This is a genomic window from Geobacillus sp. B4113_201601 (genome assembly GCF_001587475.1).
Classification (GTDB): domain Bacteria; phylum Bacillota; class Bacilli; order Bacillales; family Anoxybacillaceae; genus Geobacillus; species Geobacillus icigianus.
Genome location: NZ_LQYX01000121.1, coordinates 196,886 through 219,410 on the forward strand (window position 1 = coordinate 196,886; position 22,525 = coordinate 219,410).

Annotated in this window: 25 protein-coding genes; all 25 read left to right on the forward strand. The window is 55.8% G+C overall.

The annotated features are described in order from the left end of the window. The first annotated feature begins 8 nt into the window (after window positions 1–8). The gene (gene fliE / locus B4113_RS17475; protein ID WP_061912716.1) at window positions 9–305 is read left to right on the forward strand and encodes a flagellar hook-basal body complex protein FliE; all 297 of its coding nucleotides are present in this window, start codon (window positions 9–11) and stop codon (window positions 303–305) included. 82 nt (window positions 306–387) lie between these two features. Then, the gene (gene fliF, locus B4113_RS17480; RefSeq protein WP_061912717.1) at window positions 388–1,968 is read left to right on the forward strand and encodes a flagellar basal-body MS-ring/collar protein FliF; all 1,581 of its coding nucleotides are present in this window, start codon (window positions 388–390) and stop codon (window positions 1,966–1,968) included. Between the two features lie 12 nt (window positions 1,969–1,980). Then, the gene (gene fliG / locus B4113_RS17485) at window positions 1,981–3,000 is read left to right on the forward strand and encodes a flagellar motor switch protein FliG (protein ID WP_033023007.1); all 1,020 of its coding nucleotides are present in this window, start codon (window positions 1,981–1,983) and stop codon (window positions 2,998–3,000) included. Further along, window positions 2,984–3,763, forward strand: coding sequence for a flagellar assembly protein FliH (fliH, locus tag B4113_RS17490; protein WP_061912718.1), 780 nt, complete (start codon window positions 2,984–2,986; stop codon window positions 3,761–3,763). The genes fliG and fliH overlap by 17 nt, the downstream gene beginning before the upstream one ends. Window positions 3,764–3,767: 4 nt before the next feature. Beyond that, window positions 3,768–5,051, forward strand: a complete 1,284-nt coding sequence (fliI, locus tag B4113_RS17495) for a flagellar protein export ATPase FliI (protein ID WP_061912719.1) — start codon at window positions 3,768–3,770, stop codon at window positions 5,049–5,051. A 42-nt stretch (window positions 5,052–5,093) separates the two neighbouring features. After that, window positions 5,094–5,540, forward strand: coding sequence for a flagellar export protein FliJ (gene fliJ, locus B4113_RS17500; RefSeq protein ID WP_153017179.1), 447 nt, complete (start codon window positions 5,094–5,096; stop codon window positions 5,538–5,540). After that, window positions 5,541–6,152, forward strand: coding sequence for a MotE family protein (locus tag B4113_RS17505; RefSeq protein WP_061912721.1), 612 nt, complete (start codon window positions 5,541–5,543; stop codon window positions 6,150–6,152). Next, window positions 6,149–7,372 carry a flagellar hook-length control protein FliK gene (locus tag B4113_RS20875; protein WP_231559813.1) on the forward strand — a complete coding sequence of 408 codons (1,224 nt, stop codon included), beginning with the start codon at window positions 6,149–6,151 and terminating at the stop codon, window positions 7,370–7,372. Before B4113_RS17505 ends, B4113_RS20875 begins: the two co-directional genes overlap by 4 nt. A gap of 11 nt (window positions 7,373–7,383) precedes the next feature. Continuing rightward, a complete protein-coding gene (gene flgD / locus B4113_RS17515; RefSeq protein WP_033023011.1) occupies window positions 7,384–7,812 on the forward strand; it encodes a flagellar hook assembly protein FlgD in 429 nt (142 codons plus the stop codon). 15 nt (window positions 7,813–7,827) lie between these two features. Then, complete coding sequence (gene flgG, locus B4113_RS17520) at window positions 7,828–8,625, forward strand: flagellar basal body rod protein FlgG (protein WP_033023013.1); 798 nt, start codon at window positions 7,828–7,830, stop codon at window positions 8,623–8,625. 46 nt (window positions 8,626–8,671) lie between these two features. After that, window positions 8,672–8,896 carry a flagellar FlbD family protein gene (locus B4113_RS17525; protein ID WP_033023261.1) on the forward strand — a complete coding sequence of 75 codons (225 nt, stop codon included), beginning with the start codon at window positions 8,672–8,674 and terminating at the stop codon, window positions 8,894–8,896. Beyond that, entirely contained in the window at window positions 8,883–9,311 is a 429-nt protein-coding gene (gene fliL / locus B4113_RS17530) for a flagellar basal body-associated protein FliL (protein WP_033023014.1), read from the forward strand. Before B4113_RS17525 ends, fliL begins: the two co-directional genes overlap by 14 nt. A 27-nt stretch (window positions 9,312–9,338) precedes the next feature. Continuing rightward, window positions 9,339–10,343: a flagellar motor switch protein FliM gene (gene fliM, locus B4113_RS17535; protein WP_033023020.1), complete on the forward strand. Its 1,005-nt coding sequence runs from the start codon at window positions 9,339–9,341 to the stop codon at window positions 10,341–10,343. Then, a complete protein-coding gene (gene fliY, locus B4113_RS17540; protein ID WP_033023023.1) occupies window positions 10,333–11,496 on the forward strand; it encodes a flagellar motor switch phosphatase FliY in 1,164 nt (387 codons plus the stop codon). The genes fliM and fliY overlap by 11 nt, the downstream gene beginning before the upstream one ends. A 23-nt stretch (window positions 11,497–11,519) precedes the next feature. After that, window positions 11,520–11,879, forward strand: coding sequence for a response regulator (locus B4113_RS17545; RefSeq protein WP_033023025.1), 360 nt, complete (start codon window positions 11,520–11,522; stop codon window positions 11,877–11,879). Window positions 11,880–11,904: 25 nt separating this feature from the next. Then, window positions 11,905–12,552 carry a flagella biosynthesis regulatory protein FliZ gene (gene fliZ / locus B4113_RS17550; protein WP_033023026.1) on the forward strand — a complete coding sequence of 216 codons (648 nt, stop codon included), beginning with the start codon at window positions 11,905–11,907 and terminating at the stop codon, window positions 12,550–12,552. After that, on the forward strand, window positions 12,545–13,213 hold the full coding sequence (gene fliP, locus B4113_RS17555) for a flagellar type III secretion system pore protein FliP (protein WP_033023027.1): 669 nt from the start codon (window positions 12,545–12,547) through the stop codon (window positions 13,211–13,213). Before fliZ ends, fliP begins: the two co-directional genes overlap by 8 nt. Before the next feature lie 18 nt (window positions 13,214–13,231). After that, on the forward strand, window positions 13,232–13,501 hold the full coding sequence (gene fliQ / locus B4113_RS17560) for a flagellar biosynthesis protein FliQ (protein ID WP_033023029.1): 270 nt from the start codon (window positions 13,232–13,234) through the stop codon (window positions 13,499–13,501). 6 nt (window positions 13,502–13,507) lie between these two features. After that, window positions 13,508–14,281, forward strand: a complete 774-nt coding sequence (fliR, locus tag B4113_RS17565; protein WP_033843511.1) for a flagellar biosynthetic protein FliR — start codon at window positions 13,508–13,510, stop codon at window positions 14,279–14,281. A gap of 1 nt (window position 14,282) precedes the next feature. Further along, window positions 14,283–15,362 (forward strand): flagellar biosynthesis protein FlhB, encoded by a 1,080-nt coding sequence (gene flhB / locus B4113_RS17570; protein WP_033843512.1) that lies wholly within the window; start codon window positions 14,283–14,285, stop codon window positions 15,360–15,362. An 18-nt stretch (window positions 15,363–15,380) separates the two neighbouring features. Further along, window positions 15,381–17,426: a flagellar biosynthesis protein FlhA gene (gene flhA / locus B4113_RS17575; protein WP_033843513.1), complete on the forward strand. Its 2,046-nt coding sequence runs from the start codon at window positions 15,381–15,383 to the stop codon at window positions 17,424–17,426. Then, entirely contained in the window at window positions 17,423–18,535 is a 1,113-nt protein-coding gene (gene flhF / locus B4113_RS17580; protein ID WP_033843514.1) for a flagellar biosynthesis protein FlhF, read from the forward strand. Before flhA ends, flhF begins: the two co-directional genes overlap by 4 nt. After that, window positions 18,532–19,401, forward strand: a complete 870-nt coding sequence (locus tag B4113_RS17585) for a MinD/ParA family protein (protein ID WP_033843515.1) — start codon at window positions 18,532–18,534, stop codon at window positions 19,399–19,401. The genes flhF and B4113_RS17585 overlap by 4 nt, the downstream gene beginning before the upstream one ends. Window positions 19,402–19,408: 7 nt before the next feature. Beyond that, a complete protein-coding gene (locus B4113_RS17590) occupies window positions 19,409–20,455 on the forward strand; it encodes a chemotaxis response regulator protein-glutamate methylesterase (protein ID WP_033843516.1) in 1,047 nt (348 codons plus the stop codon). A 13-nt stretch (window positions 20,456–20,468) separates the two neighbouring features. Then, window positions 20,469–22,472 (forward strand): chemotaxis protein CheA, encoded by a 2,004-nt coding sequence (locus B4113_RS17595; RefSeq protein WP_033843518.1) that lies wholly within the window; start codon window positions 20,469–20,471, stop codon window positions 22,470–22,472. The last annotated feature ends 53 nt before the right edge of the window (window positions 22,473–22,525 follow it).

Here is a 22,525-nt window from a genome sequence, read left to right on the forward strand (position 1 = left end):
GATGGGCGATGATCGATGGAGTCAACCGCGTCGGGTTGGGAATGACCGCGGCCGTTTCCTCTCCGGTGAAACCGGCTGTGGCGCAAAAGCAGTTTGTCGCTTTTTTCAAAGAAGCGCTCAACCGAGTCAACGAGGCGCAACTTCAAGCGGATGAGCTGACGGAAAAGCTTGTTCGCGGGGAAAATGTCCAACTGCACGATGTGATGATCGCAGGGCAAAAGGCGAGCATCGCCCTGCAGCTGACGCTCGAAGTTCGCAATAAGGCGATTGAGGCCTATCAAGAAATGATGCGCATGCCATTGTAACGACCATGAACAGCATTACATATGGAAGCGGCCGTCATCACGGTGCGATGGCGGTGGGCAGCTCGATTATCGGGGGAATCGTATGAGAGACAAATGGAAAGAGTGGTGGGGCCGGGCTCGCGTGTTTTGGCAAGAACGGACGAAAAGACAAAAACGGCTCACGCTCGCCGTAGCGGCTGCTGTGCTCGCGGCTGCCGGCATCGCGATCTTTTGGGCGACGAGAACAGAAATGGTGCCGCTTTACAGCAACTTGACGCCGCAGGAAGCTGGGCAAATCAAGGCGACGCTCGATGAGCGTGGCGTGCCGGCTGAAGTGGTGGACGGCGGCACGACGATTCAAGTACCAAAAGAGCAAGTCGACGCCTTGAAAGTGGAGCTGGCCGCCGAAGGCATTCCGAACAGTGGAATGATCGACTATTCCTTTTTTGGCCAAAACGCGAGCTTCGGCATGACCGACAACGAGTTTAATATGGTGAAGTTAAAAGCGATGCAGACAGAGCTCGCCAACTTGATCAAAACGATCGATGGCGTGCAAGATGCGAAAGTGATGATTACGCTTCCGCAGCCGAGCGTATTCGTTTCTGATGAAAAAGGGGAAGCCTCGGCTTCGATCGTGCTGAAGACGAAGCCGGGCTACCGGTTTAGCGACGAGCAAATTCGCGCGCTCTATCACCTCGTCGCGAAAAGTGTTCCTAATCTCTCTACAGATAATATCGTCATTATGAATCAGTTTTTTGAGTATTTTGATTTGAAAAATGACGGCGAAAATTCGACAGGAACGACATTCGCTTCGCAGCAGCAAATCAAAAAACAAATCGAACGCGACATCCAGCGCCAAGTGCAGCAGCTGCTTGGCACGATGATGGGGCAGGATAAAGTCGTCGTTTCCGTGACAGCCGATGTCGATTTCACGCAAGAAAAGCGGGAAGAAAACTTAGTCGCCCCGGTCGATGAGAAAAACAATAAAGGCATTGCGGTCAGCGTCCAGCGCATCAAAGAAGCGTATTCGGGAAGCGGGGCGCGCCCGGGCGGCGCGGCCGGAACGGGCACGAACGAAGTGCCGGGCTATCAGTCCGCCAACGGCGATACAAACGGCGATTACGAGCGGACTGAGGAGACGGTCAACAACGAGGTCAACAGAATTAAAAAACAAATCGTGGAAAGTCCGTACAAAATCCGCGACTTAGGCATCCAAGTGATGGTGGAGCCGCCGAAGCCGAATGATCCGAATTCGCTGCCGCCGGAAACGGTCAATGACATTCAAAAGCTGCTAGGGACGATCGTGCGGACGTCGATCGACAAAGGCGAAGGGCAAACGCTCACCGATCAGGACATCAACAACCGCATCGTTGTGTCCGTACAAAAATTCAACGGCAAACCAACGTTTACAGAAACAGCGCCAGCAAGGCCGGCATGGTGGTGGTACGCCGCCGGCGGCGGAGCGCTCTTGCTGATCGCTTTGCTGTTGTTCTTCTGGCTGCGCCGCCGCGAGGACGAAGAGGAAGAGGAAGAGTTTCCGCTCGCTCCGTCGATGGCGGAGCCGGAGTTGCCGGAGCCGCCGGAGACGGAGTCGGTGATGCGCCGCCGGCAGCTTGAGCGTCTGGCGAAAGAAAAGCCGGACGAGTTTGCCAAACTATTAAAAACGTGGCTATCGGAAGAGTAGGAGGAACGGCGTATGGCAAAGCGTGAACGGAAAGGCGGGCTGACGGGCAGACAGAAGGCGGCCATCCTCCTCATTTCCCTTGGCCCGGACGTATCGGCCTCTGTTTATAAGCACTTATCCGAAGACGACATTGAAAAATTGACATTGGAAATTTCCAACGTCCGCCAAGTGACGGCCGACCAAAAAGAAGAAGTGCTCGAAGAGTTCCGTCAGCTCGCGGTAGCGCAAGATTACATCGCCCAAGGCGGCATCGCCTACGCGAAAGAAGTGCTGGAACGAGCGCTCGGCCCAGACAAAGCGATGAGCATCATCCATCGGCTGACATCGGCGCTGATGGTGCGTCCGTTTGACTTCGCCCGCAAAGCCGATCCGATGCAGCTGTTAAACTTCATCCAAAACGAGCATCCGCAAACGATCGCTCTCATTCTCTCCTATTTGGAGCCGGCTCAGGCCGGACAAATTTTGTCCGCGCTTCCGCAGGAAATGCAGGCCGATGTCGCCCGGCGCATCGCGCTGATGGACAGCACATCGCCTGAAATTATCAGCGAAGTCGAACAAATTTTGGAGCGGCGACTGTCGGCAACGTTCGTCCAAGACTACACGCAAGCTGGCGGAATCGAAGCGGTCGTCGAGGTGTTGAACCAAGTCGATCGAAGCACAGAGCGAACGATTTTGGATGCGTTGGAAATACAAGATCCGGAGTTGGCTGAGGAAATCAAAAAACGAATGTTTGTATTTGAAGATATCGTCACGCTTGACAACCGCGCCATCCAGCGCGTCATCCGCGAAGTCGACAACAACGACCTCATGCTGGCCTTGAAGGTGGCAAGCGAGGAAGTGAAAGACGTTGTCTTCCGCAACATGTCGGCGCGAATGGCAGAGACGTTCAAAGAAGAGATGGAATATATGGGACCGGTTCGGCTCCGGGATGTCGAGGAAGCCCAGTCGCGCATTGTTGGCATCATTCGCCGCCTTGAAGAGGCCGGTGAAATCGTCATCGCCCGCGGGGGAGGAGATGATATCATTGTCTAATGTGATTAAAGCGCCAACGGTGGCGGCGCGCGCAGGCAAAAAAATCATCGCCGTGCATCATCCGCTCGCCGTCGGTCTTTCGGAAATGGACGGCAGGCCCGAGGAAATGGAAGCGGTCGTTGCCGCTAGGGAAGAAGCGGCCGAGCTTCGCCGACAAACTGAGCAATATTGCCAGGCGATGCGCGAACAGCTCGCGCGCGAACAAGAGCAATGGCAGGCTGAAAAAGAGCGGCTCATGCAAGAAGCGCGCGCCCAAGGGTATGAAGACGGCTACGCAGCCGGGCACGCGGCGGCGCTCAGCGAGCATCGCGAATGGGTGGAACAGGCGCGGCGCGCGGCGGAGCGGGCGAACAGTGAGTTTTACGCCCGCATCGAAGCGACGGCGGAAACGATGCTCGAAGTGGCGCTAAAAGCGGCAGAACGCATTCTTGGCGCCGCGCTTGAGAACGATCGGAACGCGTTTTTACCGCTTGTTCTGCAAGCGTTGCAAGAAGTGCGGCGGCAGACGGAAGTGGCCGTTTACGTTCATCCGCATTGCTACGAAATGGTGACGGAACAGCAAGAGCGGCTGAAATCCGTTTTTCCGCAGCGCGTCGATTTGTTCATTTATCCCGATGATACGCTGCCGGAATACGGCTGCCTCGTTGAAACGCCGTTCGGGCGCATTGATGCAAGCGTCGATACCCAGCTGGAACGGCTGCGCGAGGCGCTTTTCCGGCGGTTGAAGGAGGAAACGTCCCCTGAACTGGCAGGCGCTTCTTGATGAAATGGCTGTGGCTGACTTGTATCGACGATTTGGTAAAATATCACGCGTCATCGGATTAATGACGGAATCGAAAGGACCGGAAAGTTCGATCGGCGACCTTTGCTACATTCATGAAGCGAGCGGCCGCCGCAAAATCCCCGCTGAAGTCGTCGGCTTTCATGAGCAGCACGTGTTGCTCATGCCGTTTTCCGCCATGACGCACATCGCCCCCGGCTGTCTCGTCGAAGCGGCTGGCAAACCGCTCGAAGTGCATGTCGGTGAGGCGCTGATCGGCACGGTTTTGGATCCGCTCGGCTACCCGCTTGACGGAAGCGCGCTGCCTTTAGGCGTAAAGCCCGTGTCGGTCGAGCGCGATCCACCCAATCCGCTCACCCGGCCGCCGATCGCCGAGCCGCTTGAAGTCGGAGTTCGCGTGATCGATAGCTTGCTTTCCGTCGGCAAAGGGCAACGGGTTGGAATTTTTGCCGGCTCCGGCGTCGGCAAAAGCACCTTGATGGGGATGATCGCCCGCCATACATCGGCTGATGTCAACGTCATTGCCCTGATCGGCGAGCGCGGCCGCGAAGTGCGTGAATTTTTGGAGCGCGATCTCGGTCCGGACGGCCTCGCTCGCTCGATTGTCGTCGTCGCTACGTCCGATCAGCCGGCGTTGATGCGCGTGAAGGGGGCCTATACGGCGACAGCGATCGCCGAATATTTCCGCGACCAAGGAGCCGATGTGATGCTCATGATGGATTCGGTCACTCGCGTCGCCATGGCGCAGCGGGAGATCGGGCTGGCCGTCGGCGAGCCTCCGACGACAAAAGGCTACACGCCATCCGTGTTCGCCCTGTTGCCCAAGCTGCTGGAACGGGCCGGAACAAACGCGTCCGGGACGATCACGGCCTTTTATACGGTGCTTGTCGACGGCGATGACATGAATGAACCGATCGCTGATGCGGTGCGCGGCATTTTGGACGGCCATCTTGTGCTCGAGCGCCAGCTGGCCAACAAAGGGCACTATCCGGCGATTAACGTGCTGAAAAGCGTCAGCCGCGTCATGCCCCACATCATCAGCGCCGAGCATCGCGAAGCAGCGAATCGGCTTCGTCGCCTTCTGTCCACTTATATGGATTCGGAAGACTTGATTCAAATTGGGGCGTACAAGCACGGATCATCCCGTGAAATTGATGAAGCGATTCAGTTTTACCCGCGCATTATGGCGTTTTGCCGCCAAGAGATCGACGAAAAAACGACTCGCGTGGAAAGCATTGAGGCGCTGTTCCGTCTGGTGTCGGCCGGGTGATGGAAACGTGCGCCATCTTCACGGGGGAAAGGGTGAACAAACGTGATGACGACGTTTCGGTTGCAAAAAATATGGGCGATGAAGGAAAAAGAAAAGCAAGCAGCGCTTGGGGAATACAAAGCGGCGGTGCGCAAGTTTGAACAGGCGGCCGAAACACTGTACCGGCTGCTGAAGGAAAAAGAACGAGGCGAAGCGGCCCGGGACGAACAGCTGCGAGCCGGCCTGCCCATCGGGGCCATCCGCCATATGCTGTACTATCTCGCCAACATGGAACGGACGATCGATCATTATCAGCTCGTCGTCATGCAGGCGCGCGAGCAGATGCAACGCCGGCAGCGGCGCTTGGTCGAGCTGAACATCGAGGCGAAAAAATATGAAAAAATGCATGAGCGCGCGCAACAATGGGCCAAGCAGCTCGAAAAAGAGGCGGAGCGCCGCTTCTTTGATGAAATGGCCATCCAGCGGTTTGCGCGCCAAGGAGAGTTGTAGATGGCGGGAAGCAACATCGAACAGGAACAACAGACGAGCCGCTGGCAATGGCTCTTGTTCGTCGTGATCATCCCAAGCGTGTTTGCTGCTTTCTTCCTTTTGTTGATTTTGAACGCCGCCGGTGTTGACGCGGCGAAAACGGCAAAGCAATGGGTCACGAACGTTCCGTTTGTTTCGGAATGGACCGATTGGAAGAAAAAGGAGAAGACGATCCGCGAGGCGATGGCCAAGCAACAAGAAACGATCGCACGGCAAAAACGAACGATCGACGAGCAGCAAAACCAAATTCGCCAGCTCAAAAATGAACTGGCGGCCAAAGAAAAAGAGCTGGCGCGGTTGACAGCCCCCGCCGCCGAACCCGACAAGCCGGCGGCTTCCGCTGCGGAGGCTGCGTCTCCTTCCGTCGATGTCGCGAGTCTGTATGGCGCGATGTCAGACAAGCAGGCAGCGGCCGTTTTAACCGAGCTTTCCGAGAGCGAGGCGCTTGATGTGTTAAGCAAGATGGACCGCGACAAAGCGGCGGCGATTTTGGACAAAATGCCGGCGAAACAAGCAGCGAAGCTGTTGTCCTCGCTGAGCAAATTGACGATGGGAGAGGAGGCGGCCCAATGAATGTGACGTTGACAGCCCGTTCGCCGCAGGCCGTGGGCGATCAGTCCGCCCCGGCGCCGCTTAAAAAGGAAACCGGGCCCAGCGGGGCATTCGCACAATTGCTCGCACATAAACAGACCGAACCCTTCCCGGTGGAAACGGCGGTGGCGGAGCGGCCCCCTTTGCCGGAAAACAAAGCGGAACAACTTGAAAACAAAGTGGAACAACTTGAAAACAAAGCGGAACAAACCGATGGACAGGGCGGTTTCGAGTGGCTTTCCTTTTTTACTGGCCCGACGATCGGAATTTTTCCGGCGTTCCGTTGTTTACAAACCGGAGATGACCAAATGGTTGTCGCAAAAGAGGGGCAACTCATTTCTTCTCAGCCTGATCGCAAAGGCCAACGTTCATCCATTGACATCGGGGCGCTTGAGCTTGGGAGAGAGGGGAGAATGGCCGCGTATGAAGGGGGGCGCTTGACTGCGATCGTCGAACAGGCATCGAACCGCGATAGTAACCGTTTGTCGGCAGAGGGAGCGTCCTATGCTTGGTCATATAAGGCGAACCAAGGGGTTGCTCAGCAGCACGCTGAAATGACATCCATCCCTCTATCTTCTTTGGCGCTGGCGGGAGAACATGAACAACAAGCGCTCGGCTCGGTTCTCCCCGTTGATGTCAGCCCTACCGTCTCTGCTCACGAGCGGCTTTCGCTTCGCAGAGAGGACGGAGTGCGAACGGATGGACAGGCAGGATTTTCTGCCCATCCGACTTCTTGGTTCTCTCCGCCGCTCGGTTCAGACAGCCAGACGAGCCAAGCGGAAAATGGACATTCGGATTTTGTTGTTGACCAAGTCGCCCGCGCTTTGCGGCTGGGACGTTGGATGCGGCTCCCGGGCGGGGCGGCGCAGCTCGTCATCCGTCTTCATCCCGAGCATCTTGGCACAGTGACGGTGAAAATGACGCACGAGGGCGGGAAGCTGACCGCTAAGCTGCTCGTCGCCAACGATGCGGTGAAAGAGTTGCTTCACGCTCATCTGCCGCAGCTCACCCAGCTGCTTGATGCGAGCCAGATCACGGTTGAAAAGTGGACGGTTTGGACCGATTGGGAGGGCTCTTCGTTGCCGCCGCAGTCCGAGGGGCGTCAAGGCGGCCGCCAACATAATGAATCGCGGCGGGAACAAAAGCGGGAATCATCGCCTTCTTCCTCGTTTGCATTAGACGGGGTGGAGGCGGATGAATAGGAGGATGAAAAATGACAACAAACGCCATTGATTCGAATTTGTGGCTGGCTAACGCCGCTCAGCCGGAGTCGAAAACGGGAAATCGCATGTTAGGGAAAGACGATTTTTTAAAAATTTTGCTCGCCCAGTTGCAAAACCAAGATCCTCTCAATCCGCTGGAAGATAAAGATTTTATTTCACAAATGGCGAATTTTTCTTCGCTCGAGCAAATGATGAATATTGCTAATTTAATGCAACAATGGATGCAAACGAGCCACCGCGATATGCTTTTGCGCTATAGTGAATGGATCGGCAAAACGGTTTCTTGGCTGGATGGTAGCGACGTCAAACAAGCGGTTGTTCAATCTGTCCAACAAAAGGACGGACAGGTGGTTTTAGGGCTTGAAAATGGTGCGATGATCGCGGCCGATCAGGTTATCAAAGTCGAACAAACATCGTAAAGGGGAGAGAAATCGATGCTTCGTTCCATGTATTCGGGCATTGGTGCCATGCGCAATTTCCAGACGAAACTGGATGTGATCGGAAACAATATTGCCAATGTCAACACATACGGCTTTAAAAAAGGAAGAACGATTTTTAAAGATTTAATGAGTCAAACGATCTCCGGGGCGAGCGCTCCAGGCGCTGGCCGCGGCGGAACGAATCCAAAACAGGTGGGGCTTGGCGCCCAGCTGGCCGCCATTGACACCGTTCATACCCAAGGAAGCTTGCAAACAACGGGTCGGGTGCTTGATTTGGCCATTTCCGGCGACGGATTTTTCGTCATCGGCGATTCGTCCGGAAACAATCGTCTGTATACGAGAGCAGGAAACTTCTATCTTGATTCACAAGGCTATATTGTGAATGCGGATGGCCAATATCTGCTTGGGACGGGAGGGCGTACGATCAAAATTCCTGCCGACGCTAAAAACATCAGCATTGGCTCGGATGGAATGGTGAACTATGTTGATGCCAACGGCGCATTACAACAAGCGGGACAAATTCAATTGGCGAAATTCGTTAATAACGATGCATTAGAAAAAGTAGGGAACAACTTGTTCCGTGACACAGCCAACTCCGGCCAGCCGACAACAGGGACGCCCGGTACGGGGGGAACCGGAACGATTGTCTCCGGATCGCTGGAAATGTCCAATGTGGATTTAGCGGAAGAATTTACGGAGATGATTGTTGCCCAGCGCGGTTTCCAAGCGAACACGCGCATCATTACCACCTCGGATGAAATTTTGCAAGAGCTCGTGAACTTGAAAAAATAGAATAGGAGGTAGGGCGTGAGCGGCTTTCTCTCGCCCGCTTTTGCCGATGATTTCATTGACGAAGCTCAACGGCAAACGGTTTACGCTCAATGCGCTGTACATTGAACAAGTCGAAGCGTTTCCCGACACGACCGTAACGTTGACAAACGGTAAAAAATTCGTCGTCCGCGAAACGGTTGAGCAAGTGACGGCGCTCGCAAGCGAATTTTATCGGCAAATCGGCATGTTTCGCTTATCGGGAGCAGGAGGATTGGACAGTGAAAGGGAATAAGGCAATGAAACTGATGATTGTTTTGTTGGCGGTCATCGCCTTGGCCGGCACAGCGGTGCTGATGGCGGTGACGAAGATGGGGAATGCCAAAGAGCAGGAGGCGCCGAGCGCTGACGAACTGGCGGAAAGCTCGATCGACATTCCGGAGATGACAACGAATTTAGCCGATGGCCGCTATATTAAAATCGCATTTAAAATCCAAACGGATAGTGACAAAGCGCGGGCAGAGGCGGAGAAGCGCGATTTTCAAATTAAGGATGTGATCATTGAACAACTGGCGGAAATGAAAGCGGCCGACTTTAAAGGAAAAGAAGGAATGGCGGCATTAAAAGAACGGCTGAAGCGCGACATCAATGGGTTGATGCAGGAAGGGAAAGTAGAGAATGTCTACATCACTTCCTTTATCCTCCAATAGCCTGCCGACTAAAGGGGGGAAGGTGAGATGACAGCCGGGGAAGTATTGTCACAAAGCGAAATTGACGCGCTGTTGGCCGCGCTTTCCACCGGGGAAATGAGCGCGGAAGAATTGAAAAAAGAAGAAGAAGGACGGCGCGTCAAAGCGTACGACTTCCGGCGGGCGCTTCGGTTTTCGAAAGACCAGATTCGCAGTTTGACGCGCATTCACGAAAACTTCGCCCGCCTGTTGACAACGTTTTTTTCCGCCCAGCTGCGCACGTATGTGCAAATTTCGGTCGCTTCGGCCGATCAGATCCCATACGAAGAGTTCGTCCGCTCCATTCCGAAGATGACGGTAATCAACGTCTTCGAGGTGCCGCCGCTGAATGGCCACGTGCTTTTGGAAGTCAACCCGAATATCGCCTATGCCATGTTGGATCGGGTGATGGGCGGACGCGGCGTTGGCATGGACAAAGTGGATCAGCTGACGGAGATCGAAACGCGCATCATGTCCAATTTGTTTGACAAAGCATTTGTCCACTGGCGTGATGCGTGGGAGTCGGTGGCTGAGGTCGATCCGCTGTTTGTCGATTTTGAAGTCAATCCGCAGTTTTTGCGCATGATTGCGCCGAATGACACCGTTGTCGTCATTTCGCTCAACACGCAAGTTGGTGAAGCGCGCGGCATGATGAACGTTTGCATTCCGCACGTCGTGCTCGAGCCGATCATGCCGCGGCTGTCGGTGCATTATTGGATGCAGGCGCAAACAAGGGATCGTTCCCCCGAGGAAGCGAAACAGTTGGAACAGCGCGTCCGTGCGGCCAAGCTGCCGATCATTGCCGAGCTCGGCACCGCGTCCATTACGATCAACGAATTTCTTCAGCTCGAGGTCGGCGATGTGATCCAACTTGAGCAGTCCATCCATGAACCGCTGGTCGTCAAAATCGGCCATATCCCGAAATTTATCGGCCAGCCCGGCAAGCGGAACAAAAAGCTGGCGGTGCAAATTTTAGCGATGAGCGAGGGGGACGGAGACAGCCATGATGAATGATGGAATGCTTTCACAAGATGAAATCGATGCGTTGTTGCGCGGAATGGGCAACAGTGAAGGGATCCCGGCGCTTCATGACATCTTTTCTCCACTGGAACAGGACGCTATTGGGGAAATAGGCAATATTTCCTTTGGCAGTTCGGCCACCGCGCTGTCAATGCTCTTGAATCAAAAGGTGGAAATTACGACGCCGAACGTGTCCGTAATTGAACGGTCGAAAATCGCCGATGAATTCCCCCATCCGTATGTCGCCATTCAAGTCAACTACACGGACGGGTTTCTGGGAACGAATTTGCTCGTCATCGAGCAGCATGATGCGGCGGTGATCGCCGATTTAATGTTGGGCGGCGACGGAACGGCGGTGAATGATGAGCTTGGCGAGATTCAATTGAGCGCGGTTCAAGAAGCGATGAACCAAATGATGGGGTCGGCAGCAACATCGATGTCGACGGTTTTTGGCAAGCGAGTGGACATTTCTCCGCCGACGCTTCATCTTCTTGATTTGTCCGAAGGAAAAGGACTGGAGTATTTGCCGGATGAGGAGTTTTTCATTAAAGTGTCCTTCCGGTTGAAGGTCGGTGAGTTGATCGACTCCAACATTATGCAGCTGTTGCCGGTGGATTTCGCCAAGGAATTGGTTGGCTTGTTGCTTGGGCCTCCTTCCGAGCCGAAAGATGTGGAAGAGCGGACGGAGCCGGCGCACGCGCGCGCCATGCCCGCTGATGGGCCCGATCCTAGTCCGACACCGGCGAATGTGGGGGGAGCGATGGTTTCCCAGCCCGCCGGCCGACCGGGACAAGCTTCGGCCGAGCGCGTGAAGGAAGCGGACGTTCGGCCTGTCCAAACCGCCGATTTTGCTGAATTTGACGCTCCATCGTTAGCGGCTGCTGAGACGCGCAATTTGGAACTGCTGTTTGATGTTCCGCTGCAAGTGACGGTGGAGCTCGGGCGGACGAAACGTTCCGTGCAAGAGATTTTGCAGCTGTCAACGGGGTCCATTATTGAATTGGACAAACTGGCCGGGGAGCCGGTTGATATTTTTGTCAACAATAAGCTGATTGCCAAAGGCGAAGTCGTCGTCATCGACGAAAACTTTGGGGTGCGCATCACCGATATTATGAGCCAAAGCGATCGGTTAAAACGGCTAAAATAACAGGCATGCAGGAGGTAGGAATCATGGCAAGAGTGCTTGTCGTTGATGATGCAGCGTTTATGCGTATGATGATCAAAGACATTTTGACGAAAAACGGCCACGAGGTGGTCGCGGAAGCAGCTGACGGGCGGCAGGCGGTCGAAAAGTACAAAGAGACGCGCCCTGACATCGTGACGATGGACATTACGATGCCGGAGATGGACGGGATCGCCGCGCTCAAAGAGATCAAAAAAATCGACAGCAACGCCAAAGTCATTATGTGCTCCGCAATGGGGCAGCAAGCGATGGTCATTGACGCCATTCAAGCCGGAGCGAAAGATTTCGTCGTCAAGCCGTTCCAAGCTGACCGCGTCATTGAAGCGATCAACAAAACGATTGGGTAGGCGGCCAACGGTGAACATCGTGCCCATGAAGTGGTGGACGGCTGTCGTGATGGCGGCGGCGATCGTGCTTGGCGGAATGCCGGCAGCGGCCGCGCAAAATCCGACGGTCGCTGATTGTCTCAAGCATCCGGACGCGTGCGGACCGGACGTTCCGGCTCGCGGATCGGAGACAGCGCCCGCTCCCGCAGCGGATGCCGTTTCCGCCTCCGATGTGCTCCGTTTGATCGGAGCGACCGCTTTTGTTCTCCTGCTTCTTTATGCGCTCTTGAAATGGCTTGGCCGCCGCCAGCAGTTGTTGTCGAACTCCAAAGGTGTCATCGAGCATCTGGGCGGAACGAGCGTCGGGGCGAACCGTTCCGTTCAGTTGGTGAAAGTTGGGCGCCGGTTGCTTGTCATCGGCGTTGCCGACTCCATTCAACTGCTTCGAGAGATCGAGGATGAGGAGGAAATCAGCGAGCTGCTGGCTCAACACCGCAATCGGGTGGAACGAATGACGGAATTTGGCCGGTTTGGCGTCCGCCTTCGCGAACAGTGGATGGCCAAAATGAAGGGGGAAACCAACTCCTCCCGGCCGTTTTCGGCGCTGTTGACTGAGGAGATGAAGCGAATGGCTGAAAAGCGGAACGAATGGCTCAAGCGCGTGAAAGAGAAAGGGACGGGCGGCGATGAATGAATTCGTCCATATGTTTCAGTCGATGGCTCCCGAACACGTCTCGACATCGGTGAAGCTGCTGCTGTTGCTAACGGTTTTGTCGATTGCTCCCGGCATTTTAATCATGATGACTTGTTTTACGCGCATCGTCATTGTGCTGTCGTTCGTGCGCACGGCGCTCGGGACGCAACAAATGCCGCCGAACCAAGTGCTCGTCGGGCTCGCCTTGTTTTTAACCTTTTTCATTATGGCGCCGACATGGAAAGAAATCAACGACCAGGCGCTACAGCCGCTGTTCAATGACCAAATCAACTTGGATGAGGCGTACGAGCGGGCCGCCGTTCCGCTGAAGCAATTTATGAGCGAGCATACAAGGCAGAAAGATTTGGCGCTGTTTTTGTCTTACAGTGGCGCCAAGCAGCCGAAAACGGTCCGCGACATTCCTTTGTCTGCGCTTGTGCCGGCGTTTGCGATCAGCGAATTGAAGACGGCGTTTCAAATGGGATTTATGCTTTTCATTCCGTTTCTCGTCATCGATATGATTGTCGCGAGCGTCCTCATGTCGATGGGGATGATGATGCTGCCGCCGGTGATGATTTCGCTGCCGTTTAAAATTTTATTGTTTGTTCTCGTCGATGGATGGCATTTAGTCATCAAATCATTGCTGCAAAGTTTTCAATAAAAGAATTGGGTGGCGTGGATGAGTGCGGATTTGATCATTCGCCTTGCTGAACAAGGGATTTATATGACGTTGGTCGTCTGCGGGCCGCTGTTGCTGTTGTCGCTTGTCATCGGGCTTGTCGTCAGCGTGTTTCAGGCCGCGACGCAAATCCAGGAGCAGACGCTCGCCTTTGTGCCGAAAATTGTCGCCGTTTTGCTTGGGTTTGTGTTTTTTGGCCCGTGGATGCTCTCGAAAATGGTGTCGTATGCGCACGATATTTTGAACAATCTTGCTTCATTTATAGGCTGATCGGCAATGGAACAACTATGGACTTATTTTCCGGCGTTTTTGCTCGTCTTTGTGCGCACCGCTTCGTTCTTTGCGGCGCTGCCGCTCTTTTCGTACCGGGCGGTGCCGACTGCTTACAAAATCGGCTTGGCGTTTTTTTTCAGCTGGCTCGTTTTTTGGGCGCTGCCCAAATCACCGGTGGCGCTTGACGGCGTTTACGTGTTGCTCGTCTTGAAAGAGGCGCTCATCGGCTTAGGGCTCGGGCTGCTGGCGGCGATCATCATGGCCGCGGTGCAAATCGCCGGCGGGCTGATCGATTTTCAAATCGGGTTTGCCATCGCCAATGTGATCGATCCGCAAACGGGGGCGCAAAGCCCGCTGCTCGGCCAATACCTTCATTCGTTGGCATTGCTCTTGTTGCTTTCGCTCGACGGCCACCATTTGTTGCTTGACGGCCTCTTTTCCAGCTACCACTGGCTGCCGCTTGATCAGTGGCCGCACGTGGCCGATGGACGGGCAGCGGACTATATGGTGCGCTTGTTCGCGGCGATGTTCGCCGCCGCGCTGCAAATGGCTGCCCCGCTCGTCGGTTCGCTCTTTTTGGTCGATGTGGCGCTTGGCTTAGTCGCCCGCGCGGTGCCGCAAATGAACATTTTTGCTGTCGGTTTTTCTGTCAAGACAGCGGCGGCGTTTTTGCTGTTGACGGCGGCGATCGGCACGATGCTGCTTTCTGCGCGCGGACTGTTCCAGCTCATGTTTTCTTCGCTGCGCGGCTTCATGCAGCTGTTGGGGGGCTCATAAGATGGGCGAATGGCGGCTTGATTTGCAGTTTTTTGCTGGTGAAAAAACAGAAAAAGCGACGCCGCGTAAACGGCAGGAAGTGCGCGACAAAGGTCAGGTGGCCAAAAGCGCCGATTTAGTTGCGGCCGCTGTGCTGCTCGGCGCGCTTCTCGCCCTGTTCCTAGCCGGAGGATACGAGCGCGACGGGTTGCTTCGCCTGTTTGCCCGCGCGTTGACCGATTACGCCACGACACCGCTGACGATCGATTCGCTTCACCTTCTGTTTCTTGACTGGCTTCGCCACGGGGCCTTGCTGTTGGCGCCCATCTTTGCCGCGGCGGTGTTTGCCGCCTGGCTTGCCAACTTTTTGCAAGTCGGCGCCCTTTTTACCGTCGAACCGCTGAAAATGGACTGGAATCGGCTCAACCCGGTGCAAGGGGTGAAGCGGCTCGTTTCGTTGCGCGCGGTCGTGGAGATGGTAAAGTCGGTATTAAAGGCGGGCGTGATCGGCGCCGTCGTGTTCGCCGTGCTGTTGGCGGAAAAAAGCAAGCTGTTGGCGCTTGTGGCGCAGCCGGTCGCCGGCGCGCTTGCCGAAATCGGCAGCTTGACCGTGAAAATGGGGTTGTATGCCGCTGTGGCGCTCTTGTTTTTGTCATTGTTTGATTACTTGTACCAACGATTTGAATTTGAAAAAAACATTCGCATGTCCAAGCAAGACATCAAAGACGAGTATAAAAAGACGGAAGGCGACCCGCTCATCAAATCGCGCATCAAGCAAAAGCAGCGCGAAATGGCGATGCGGCGGATGATGCAGGAAGTGCCCAAAGCAGATGTCGTCATCACCAACCCGACGCATTACGCCGTTGCCCTCCGGTATGAAGATGGCAAGATGGAAGCGCCGGTCGTCGTAGCGAAAGGAGCGGACTATATGGCGCTGAAAATCAAGGAAGTGGCGAAAGCCCACGGCGTGGTGACCGTGGAGAATCGTCCGCTGGCGCAGGCGCTCTACCGCCAGACGGAAGTCGGCGACATGATTCCGGAGGCGTTTTTTCAGGCAGTGGCGGAAATTTTGGCATACGTCTATCGGCTGAAGCGAATGTAGCATCAGGGAGAGAAGGGAATGCAAGCGCAAATCAAAGACTTGTCGGTGTTATTTCTTGTCGTGCTCATCGTCGCCATGCTCGTCATCCCGCTGCCGACGTGGCTGTTGAGCGTATTGATCATCATCAATATTTCTCTTGCTTTGCTTGTGCTGCTGACGGCGATGAACACGAAAGAGCCGTTGGAGTTTTCCGTCTTCCCGTCCTTGCTGCTCGTGTTGACGTTGTTTCGGTTAGGGCTGAACGTGTCGACGACGCGTTCGATTTTAAGCACAGGGAAGGCGGGCGGCGTCGTCGAGACGTTCGGGACGTTTGTCGTCGGCGGCGATGTCGTCGTTGGATTTGTCGTGTTTTTGATTTTGGTCATTATTCAGTTTATCGTCATCACGAAAGGGGCGGAGCGCGTCTCTGAAGTGGCGGCCCGCTTCACGCTCGACGCCTTGCCGGGCAAGCAGATGAGCATTGACGCTGATTTAAACGCCGGCATGATCTCGGAGCAAGAGGCGCGCAGGCGGCGGGAAAAAGTCGCGCGCGAGGCCGATTTTTACGGGGCGATGGACGGAGCAAGCAAATTTGTCAAAGGGGATGCCATCGCCGGCATCATTATCGTCGTCATTAACATGCTGTTTGGCATGGTGATTGGCGTTGTCGAGCAAGGGATGGAGATGGCCGAGGCGGCAAAGCGTTATACGCTTTTGACGGTCGGCGACGGCATTGTGAGCCAAATTCCGGCCCTGCTCATTTCGACCGCCACCGGCATCATCGTCACCCGGGCGGCGTCAGACAGCAATTTAAGCGGCGATATTATGCGCCAGCTGTTCGCTTTTCCGAAAATGCTGTATGTGACGGCGGGAACGATTTTTCTGCTCGGTTTGTTTACGCCCATCAACGACGTCTTGACGATGTCGGTGGCCGGTCTGTTGGCGTTGGGCGGCTATCGGTTTATGGAGCAGCAAAAGGAGAGTGAGGCGCTGGCTGTGCCGCCTGAAGAGGAGGCGGCCGCTGCCGACGAATTGAAAAGTCCGGAAAGCGTCGTTCAGCTGCTGCACGTTGACCCGATCGAATTTGAGTTCGGCTATGCGCTTATTCCGCTTGCCGATGCCAATCAAGGCGGCGATCTGCTTGACCGGATCGTCATGATCCGCCGTCAGCTCGCGCTTGAGCTCGGCATCGTCATTCCGGTTGTGCGCATTCGCGACAACATTCAGCTTCAGCCGAATGAGTATCGAATCAAAGTAAAAGGAGAGGAGGTGGCGCGCGGCGAGCTGCTGCTGGATCATTATTTGGCGATGAGCCCCGGTGTTGATGACGATTCCGTCGATGGCATTGAAACGGTCGAGCCGGCGTTCGGTCTCCCTGCCAAATGGATTTCCGAGGCGGTCAAAGACCAAGCGGAGATGCTCGGCTACACGGTCGTCGATCCGCCGTCGGTCGTCTCCACGCATTTGACGGAAGTGCTGAAAGCTCATGCCCACGAACTGCTTGGGCGCCAAGAGACAAAACAGCTGATCGATCATTTGAAAGAGTCGCATCCGGTGCTTGTCGATGAGGTGACGCCGAATCCGCTGTCGGTGGGCGATATTCAAAAAGTGCTGGCCAAGCTGGTAAAAGAGAAGGTATCGATTCGCAATTTGCCGCTCATTTTTGAGGCGCTCGCCGATTTTGCCCGCTTGACGACCGATGCCGATTTGTTGGCGGAATATGCCCGCCAAGCGCTCGCGCGGCAAATTACGAAACAGTATGCCGTGCCGGGTGAACCGCTGCGCGTCATCACGCTGTCCGGAAAAGTGGAAAAGATGATTGCCGACGCCGTGCAGCAAACGGAGCATGGTCGCTATTTGGCGCTCGATCCAGCCCGGATGCAGGCGGTGGTGGACGCGGTCGCCCGCGCGCTCGACCGCTATCCGTTTTCCGGACAAACGCCGATATTGCTTTGCTCCCCCGCGGTGCGCATGTACGTCCGCCAGCTGACCGAACGCACTTTTCCGGCTGTTCCGGTGCTGTCATACAACGAACTGGAAGCGGACGTTGAAGTCCAAAGCGTAGGGATGGTGGAAGTGGAATGAAAGTGAAAAAGTTTATCGCCCCGTCCATGAACGAAGCGATGAAACAAGTGCGCGCTGAGCTGGGACGCGACGCGGTCATTTTGCGGTCAAAAGAGATCCAAACGGGCGGTTTGTTCGGGTTGTTCGCCAAAAAAAAGGTGGAAGTGCTGGCCGGCGTTGATCCGGATCCGCTGCCGCGGCGCCAGCTGGAGACGGCCTTGTTCGAGCGGCCGCCGGCGACCGCGCCGGAAAAAGAGGACCGATCGTTTGCCGATGAGCTCGAGGAACTGAGACGGTTCATCGGTCAGCTGAGTGAACGGCGGCTTGCGCCGGCTTACCCGCCGCCGCTTGCGGCCATTGAACAGCGCCTGATCGACCAAGGGCTGGCCGATAGCTACATTCGCGAAGTGATGGAGCGCTTGCTGGAACGGTGGTATGCCAATCCAAGCGGGCGTTCGTCCGCGGCGGCCGCCGGGTGGGCGAAAGAGGCGGTGCGCAGCTTATTGTCTTCGCTTCCGTTTGCCGGAGCGGCGCAAGCGAAAAAGTATTGGATTTTGCTCGGCCCGACCGGGGTGGGAAAAACGACAACGCTCGCCAAAATCGCGGGGCGCGCTGTGCTGGAACAAGGAAAAACGGTTGGGTTTATCACGACCGATACGTATCGCATCGCCGCCATTGACCAGCTGAAAACGTATGCGCATATTTTGGACGCCCCGTTGGCAGTATGTTATAACGGCGAAGAGTTTCGGGAGGCGAAACGAAAACTGGCCCATTGCGATCTTGTGTTTGTCGATACGGCTGGCCGCAACTTCCGCGATCCGCAATATATCGATGAGCTGCAGCAAACGCTGGAATTCGACAGTGAAACGGAAACGCTTCTCGTGTTCGCCGCCACCGGCAAGTATGAAGACATGAAGGCGATTTACAGCCGCTTTTCCCGCCTTCCCATTGACCGGTTGATTGTGACGAAGCTCGATGAAACCGATTCGTTTGGCGCGATCGTCAACGTGCTGCTCGACAGCCGCCTTGGTGCCGCCTATTTTACGAATGGGCAAAACGTCCCGGACGACATGGTGGACGCGTCCGCTGAGCGGCTTGTTCATTTGTTGTTGGGAGCGGAGGGCGCATGAGCGATCAAGCGGAGCCGCTTCGCCGCGGGCTGCGCCGCCGACAATGGGCGCCAGAGCCGCGGACGATCGCTGTCACGAGCGGAAAAGGCGGGGTTGGCAAATCGAACGTGTCTCTCAATTTTTCGCTGTCGCTTTCTCAGCTGGGCGCACGCGTGCTGCTATTGGACATGGACATCGGGATGGGCAATATTGATATTTTGCTCGGCCAATCGCCTTCGCTGACGCTCGCCGATTGGGTTTCCGAGCGGATGCCGCTCGCGGAGCTGGTGAAAAGCGGCCCGGAGCAGCTTTCGTATATCGCCGGGGGGACGGGGGCGATGCAGTGGCTTTCCATTGACGCTGCCGGCATCGATGAGTTTTTGGTCGAACTGCAAACCGTCGCCTCCTCGTACGATTATCTTCTGTTTGATATGGGAGCGGGCGCTTCCAAAGAACAGCTGTATTTTTTGCGCTCGGTCGATGAGGTGTTCGTTGTCACCACGCCGGAGCCGACAGCCATGACGGATGCGTACGCCATGATGAAATATATGCACGGATCCAGCTGCCAAGCGCCGTTTTCCGTCATCGTCAACCGCGCCGCTAAGGAGTGGGAAGGGCACGAGGTGTTCGGACGGCTGAAGCACGCTGCCGACCGCTTTTTCAATAAAGACATTTCCTTGCTCGGCATCGTTCCCGAAGACCGGGCGGTTGCCCGCGCCGTCGCCAGCCAGACGCCGTTTTTGCTGCTCGAACCGGAAGCGAAGGCCAGCCGGGCCGTGCGTCAGATGGCGCACCGCTATGCGCCGGGCGGAAAAAGGGAGGAGGAACCGGCTGGGCGGGCTTCCCGCTTTTTTGCGAAGCTGCGCCAACTTTTGCTAGAAAGGTAGAGAAACGATGAAAACAATCAAGGTGCTTGTCGTCGACGACTCCGCGTTTATGCGTAAATGCATCAGCGATTTTTTGTCCGAACATCCGCGGCTTGAAGTTGTTGGAACGGCTCGCAACGGCCAGGAGGCGCTCGCCAAAATCGCTTCCCTTTCTCCTGATGTCGTGACGTTAGATGTTGAAATGCCGGTCATGAACGGGCTCGACACGTTACAGCAGATCATGCGCGACCGTCCGTTGCCGGTTGTGATGGTGTCGAGCATGACGACCGAAGGCGCGGCGGCGGCCATCGCCGCCATGCAGCATGGGGCGGTTGATGTGATCGCCAAGCCTTCTGGGCCGATTTCCCTTGATTTGTACAAGATCAAAGAAGAGCTGATACGAAAAGTGCTCCATGCAAGCGAAGTGAATATCCACGCCCTTGTCGCCCAACGCCGCGTCCCGGTGCGGCACCGTTTCTCCGCTCAAACGGCGGGGGCGCAGAAGGCGGTTGTGGCCATCGGCACCTCGACAGGCGGGCCGCGCGCTCTTGAGGTGGTGCTGACGCATCTGCCGCCGGATTTAGCGGCCCCGGTTCTCGTCGTCCAACATATGCCAAAAGGATTTACGAAATCGTTGGCGGACCGGCTCGACGCGCTTGCAACCATGACGGTGAAAGAAGCGGAGGAGGGGGAACGGCTGCAAAACGGCACCGCTTATATCGCTCCGGCCGGTGTCCATCTCGTCGTTTGTAAGGAAAACGGCGCGCTCCAAGCTCGCTTGGACGAGTCGCCGCCGCGCGCCGGCCATCGTCCGGCCGTTGACGTATTGTTTGAATCGCTTGCCGCCATTGACGACGTCCGCAAAGTGGCGGTGGTCATGACGGGAATGGGGACGGATGGGACGGCAGGGCTGAAAAAGCTGAAAGAAAGCGGCAATGTCAAGGCGATTGCCGAAGCGCGTGAGACGGCGGTCGTGTACGGGATGCCGCGAGCGGCGATCGAAGCCGGCGTCATCGATGTCATCGCCCCGCTTGCCGATATCGCCGCCGCCATCGTTCAATCGATCGGGGAATGAGGGGGAACACGGCATGGATATGAGTCAATATTTAGATCTTTTCATTGACGAAAGCAAGGATCATTTGCAAACGATCAACGAACGGCTGCTCGAACTGGAAAAGAGCCCGGATGATGTCGCCATTGTGAACGAAATTTTCCGCGCTGCCCACACGCTAAAAGGCATGTCCGCGACGATGGGGTTTGAGGATTTGGCCAATTTGACGCACCAAATGGAGAACGTGTTGGACGGCCTCCGCAATCACCGGTTTTCGGTGACGCCGGAGCTGCTCGATGTGATTTTTGAGGCGGTCGACCATTTAGAAGCGATGATCGTTTCCATTGCTGAGGGGGGCGACGGGAAGCGTGATGTGAGCGAGACGGTCCGCCGGTTGCGCCAAATCGAGCGAGGGGAGACGCCGGAGGGACCGACCGGCGGCGTGGCCCCGTCTTCGGAGCATGCCTACGGGGAGTTTGAGTATCACGTTCTCCAGCAGGCGCAGGAACAAGGATTTTCTGTCTATGAAATTCGCGTTCGGCTTCGCCAAGACTGCTTGCTGAAAGCAGCGCGCGTCTATATGGTGTTTGAGCGCCTGAATGAAGCCGGAGAAATTGTCAAATCGACGCCTTCCGTCGACTTGCTTGAAGAAGAGCAATTTGATCAAGAGTTTCTTGTCACGGTTGTGTCGAAAGTGCCGGCTGATGAGCTGCAAAAGCAGTTGATGAGCATTTCCGAAGTTGAGCAAGTGGAGATTGCGGCGGCGGCGGTCGGAGAGCGGACGGAAGCGGCGGGAGAGAAAGCGGCGCCGGAGCCGCTTGGCGTAGCCGTGGCGGAACAGGCGGCCGCGCAAGCCGAAGCGGAAGCGCCGGAAAAAACGCCGGCGAAGCAGGCGGCGAAAACGATTCGCGTCAACATTGAACGGCTTGACCGGCTGATGAATTTGTTCGAAGAATTGGTAGTGGACCGCGGTCGGCTTGAGCAAATTTCCCGCGATTTGAATCACGCCGAATTGACGGAGACGGTGGAACGCATGTCCCGCATTTCGAGCGATTTGCAAACGATCATTTTAAACATGCGCATGGTGCCGGTCGAAACCGTGTTCAATCGCTTTCCGCGCATGGTGCGCCAACTCGCCCGCGACCTTGGCAAAAAGGTGCGGCTTGAGGTCATTGGCGCAGAGACCGAGCTCGATCGGACCGTCATTGATGAAATCGGTGATCCGCTTGTTCATTTGATTCGCAATGCGCTCGATCACGGCATTGAAGCGCCCGATGTTCGGATGGCGCACGGGAAGCCGGAGGAAGGGCTCGTTCAATTGCGCGCCTACCATAGCGGCAACCACGTTTTCATTGAAATCGAGGATGATGGCGCCGGTATTTCCCGGGAGAAAGTGCTGCAAAAAGCGATCAAACGCGGCATCGTTTCGCCGGAAGCGGCGGCCCAGCTCACCGACCAGCAAATTTACGGGTTGATTTTCGCCCCGGGCTTCTCCACGGCGGAGCAAGTTTCCGATATTTCGGGGCGCGGCGTCGGGCTCGATGTCGTCAAAAGCACGATCGAATCGCTCGGAGGCGCCGTCACCGTCGATTCAGAGCCGGGAAAAGGGTCGCTGTTTTCGATTCAGCTGCCGCTGACGCTGTCGATTATTTCGGTGCTGCTCGTCCAAATCGCCGAGGAAACGTATGCCATTCCGCTGTCTTCGATCATCGAAACGGCGCTCGTGAAAAAAGAAGAGATTTTCTCCACCCATAATCAACCGGTCATTGATTTTCGCGGCAAAATCGTCCCGCTCGTCCGGCTGAAAGAGGTGTTTGACGTCCCGCGCGCCTCCGATGACGGTGAGGCGGTGGCGGCGGTCATTGTCCGCAAAGGAGAAAAACTGGCGGCCCTAGCCGTGGATTCGTTTATCGGGCAGCAGGAAGTCGTATTGAAATCGCTCGGAAACTATTTATCGTCGGTGTTCGCCATCTCGGGGGCGACGATTTTGGGCGACGGCCGAGTGGCGCTCATCATCGATTGCAACGCGCTTGTGAAATAAAGCGGCGTAAAGAGCAAACGCCAAGCGCTTGGACGCCGTTTGTTTGAGCAGTC

Excerpts from the sequence above, each read along its gene's own strand:
- fliE (WP_061912716.1), top strand. The coding sequence starts at position 9 with ATGATCGATGGAGTCAACCGCGTCGGGTTGGGAATGACCGCGGCCGTT.
- fliF (WP_061912717.1), top strand. The coding sequence starts at position 388 with ATGAGAGACAAATGGAAAGAGTGGTGGGGCCGGGCTCGCGTGTTTTGG.
- fliG (WP_033023007.1), top strand. The coding sequence starts at position 1,981 with ATGGCAAAGCGTGAACGGAAAGGCGGGCTGACGGGCAGACAGAAGGCG.
- fliH (WP_061912718.1), top strand. The coding sequence starts at position 2,984 with ATGATATCATTGTCTAATGTGATTAAAGCGCCAACGGTGGCGGCGCGC.
- fliI (WP_061912719.1), top strand. The coding sequence starts at position 3,768 with ATGGCTGTGGCTGACTTGTATCGACGATTTGGTAAAATATCACGCGTC.
- B4113_RS17505 (WP_061912721.1), top strand. The coding sequence starts at position 5,541 with ATGGCGGGAAGCAACATCGAACAGGAACAACAGACGAGCCGCTGGCAA.
- B4113_RS20875 (WP_231559813.1), top strand. The coding sequence starts at position 6,149 with ATGAATGTGACGTTGACAGCCCGTTCGCCGCAGGCCGTGGGCGATCAG.
- flgD (WP_033023011.1), top strand. The coding sequence starts at position 7,384 with ATGACAACAAACGCCATTGATTCGAATTTGTGGCTGGCTAACGCCGCT.
- flgG (WP_033023013.1), top strand. The coding sequence starts at position 7,828 with ATGCTTCGTTCCATGTATTCGGGCATTGGTGCCATGCGCAATTTCCAG.
- B4113_RS17525 (WP_033023261.1), top strand. The coding sequence starts at position 8,672 with ATGATTTCATTGACGAAGCTCAACGGCAAACGGTTTACGCTCAATGCG.
- fliM (WP_033023020.1), top strand. The coding sequence starts at position 9,339 with ATGACAGCCGGGGAAGTATTGTCACAAAGCGAAATTGACGCGCTGTTG.
- fliY (WP_033023023.1), top strand. The coding sequence starts at position 10,333 with ATGATGAATGATGGAATGCTTTCACAAGATGAAATCGATGCGTTGTTG.
- B4113_RS17545 (WP_033023025.1), top strand. The coding sequence starts at position 11,520 with ATGGCAAGAGTGCTTGTCGTTGATGATGCAGCGTTTATGCGTATGATG.
- fliZ (WP_033023026.1), top strand. The coding sequence starts at position 11,905 with ATGAAGTGGTGGACGGCTGTCGTGATGGCGGCGGCGATCGTGCTTGGC.
- fliP (WP_033023027.1), top strand. The coding sequence starts at position 12,545 with ATGAATGAATTCGTCCATATGTTTCAGTCGATGGCTCCCGAACACGTC.
- fliQ (WP_033023029.1), top strand. The coding sequence starts at position 13,232 with ATGAGTGCGGATTTGATCATTCGCCTTGCTGAACAAGGGATTTATATG.
- fliR (WP_033843511.1), top strand. The coding sequence starts at position 13,508 with ATGGAACAACTATGGACTTATTTTCCGGCGTTTTTGCTCGTCTTTGTG.
- flhB (WP_033843512.1), top strand. The coding sequence starts at position 14,283 with ATGGGCGAATGGCGGCTTGATTTGCAGTTTTTTGCTGGTGAAAAAACA.
- flhA (WP_033843513.1), top strand. The coding sequence starts at position 15,381 with ATGCAAGCGCAAATCAAAGACTTGTCGGTGTTATTTCTTGTCGTGCTC.
- flhF (WP_033843514.1), top strand. The coding sequence starts at position 17,423 with ATGAAAGTGAAAAAGTTTATCGCCCCGTCCATGAACGAAGCGATGAAA.
- B4113_RS17585 (WP_033843515.1), top strand. The coding sequence starts at position 18,532 with ATGAGCGATCAAGCGGAGCCGCTTCGCCGCGGGCTGCGCCGCCGACAA.
- B4113_RS17590 (WP_033843516.1), top strand. The coding sequence starts at position 19,409 with ATGAAAACAATCAAGGTGCTTGTCGTCGACGACTCCGCGTTTATGCGT.
- B4113_RS17595 (WP_033843518.1), top strand. The coding sequence starts at position 20,469 with ATGGATATGAGTCAATATTTAGATCTTTTCATTGACGAAAGCAAGGAT.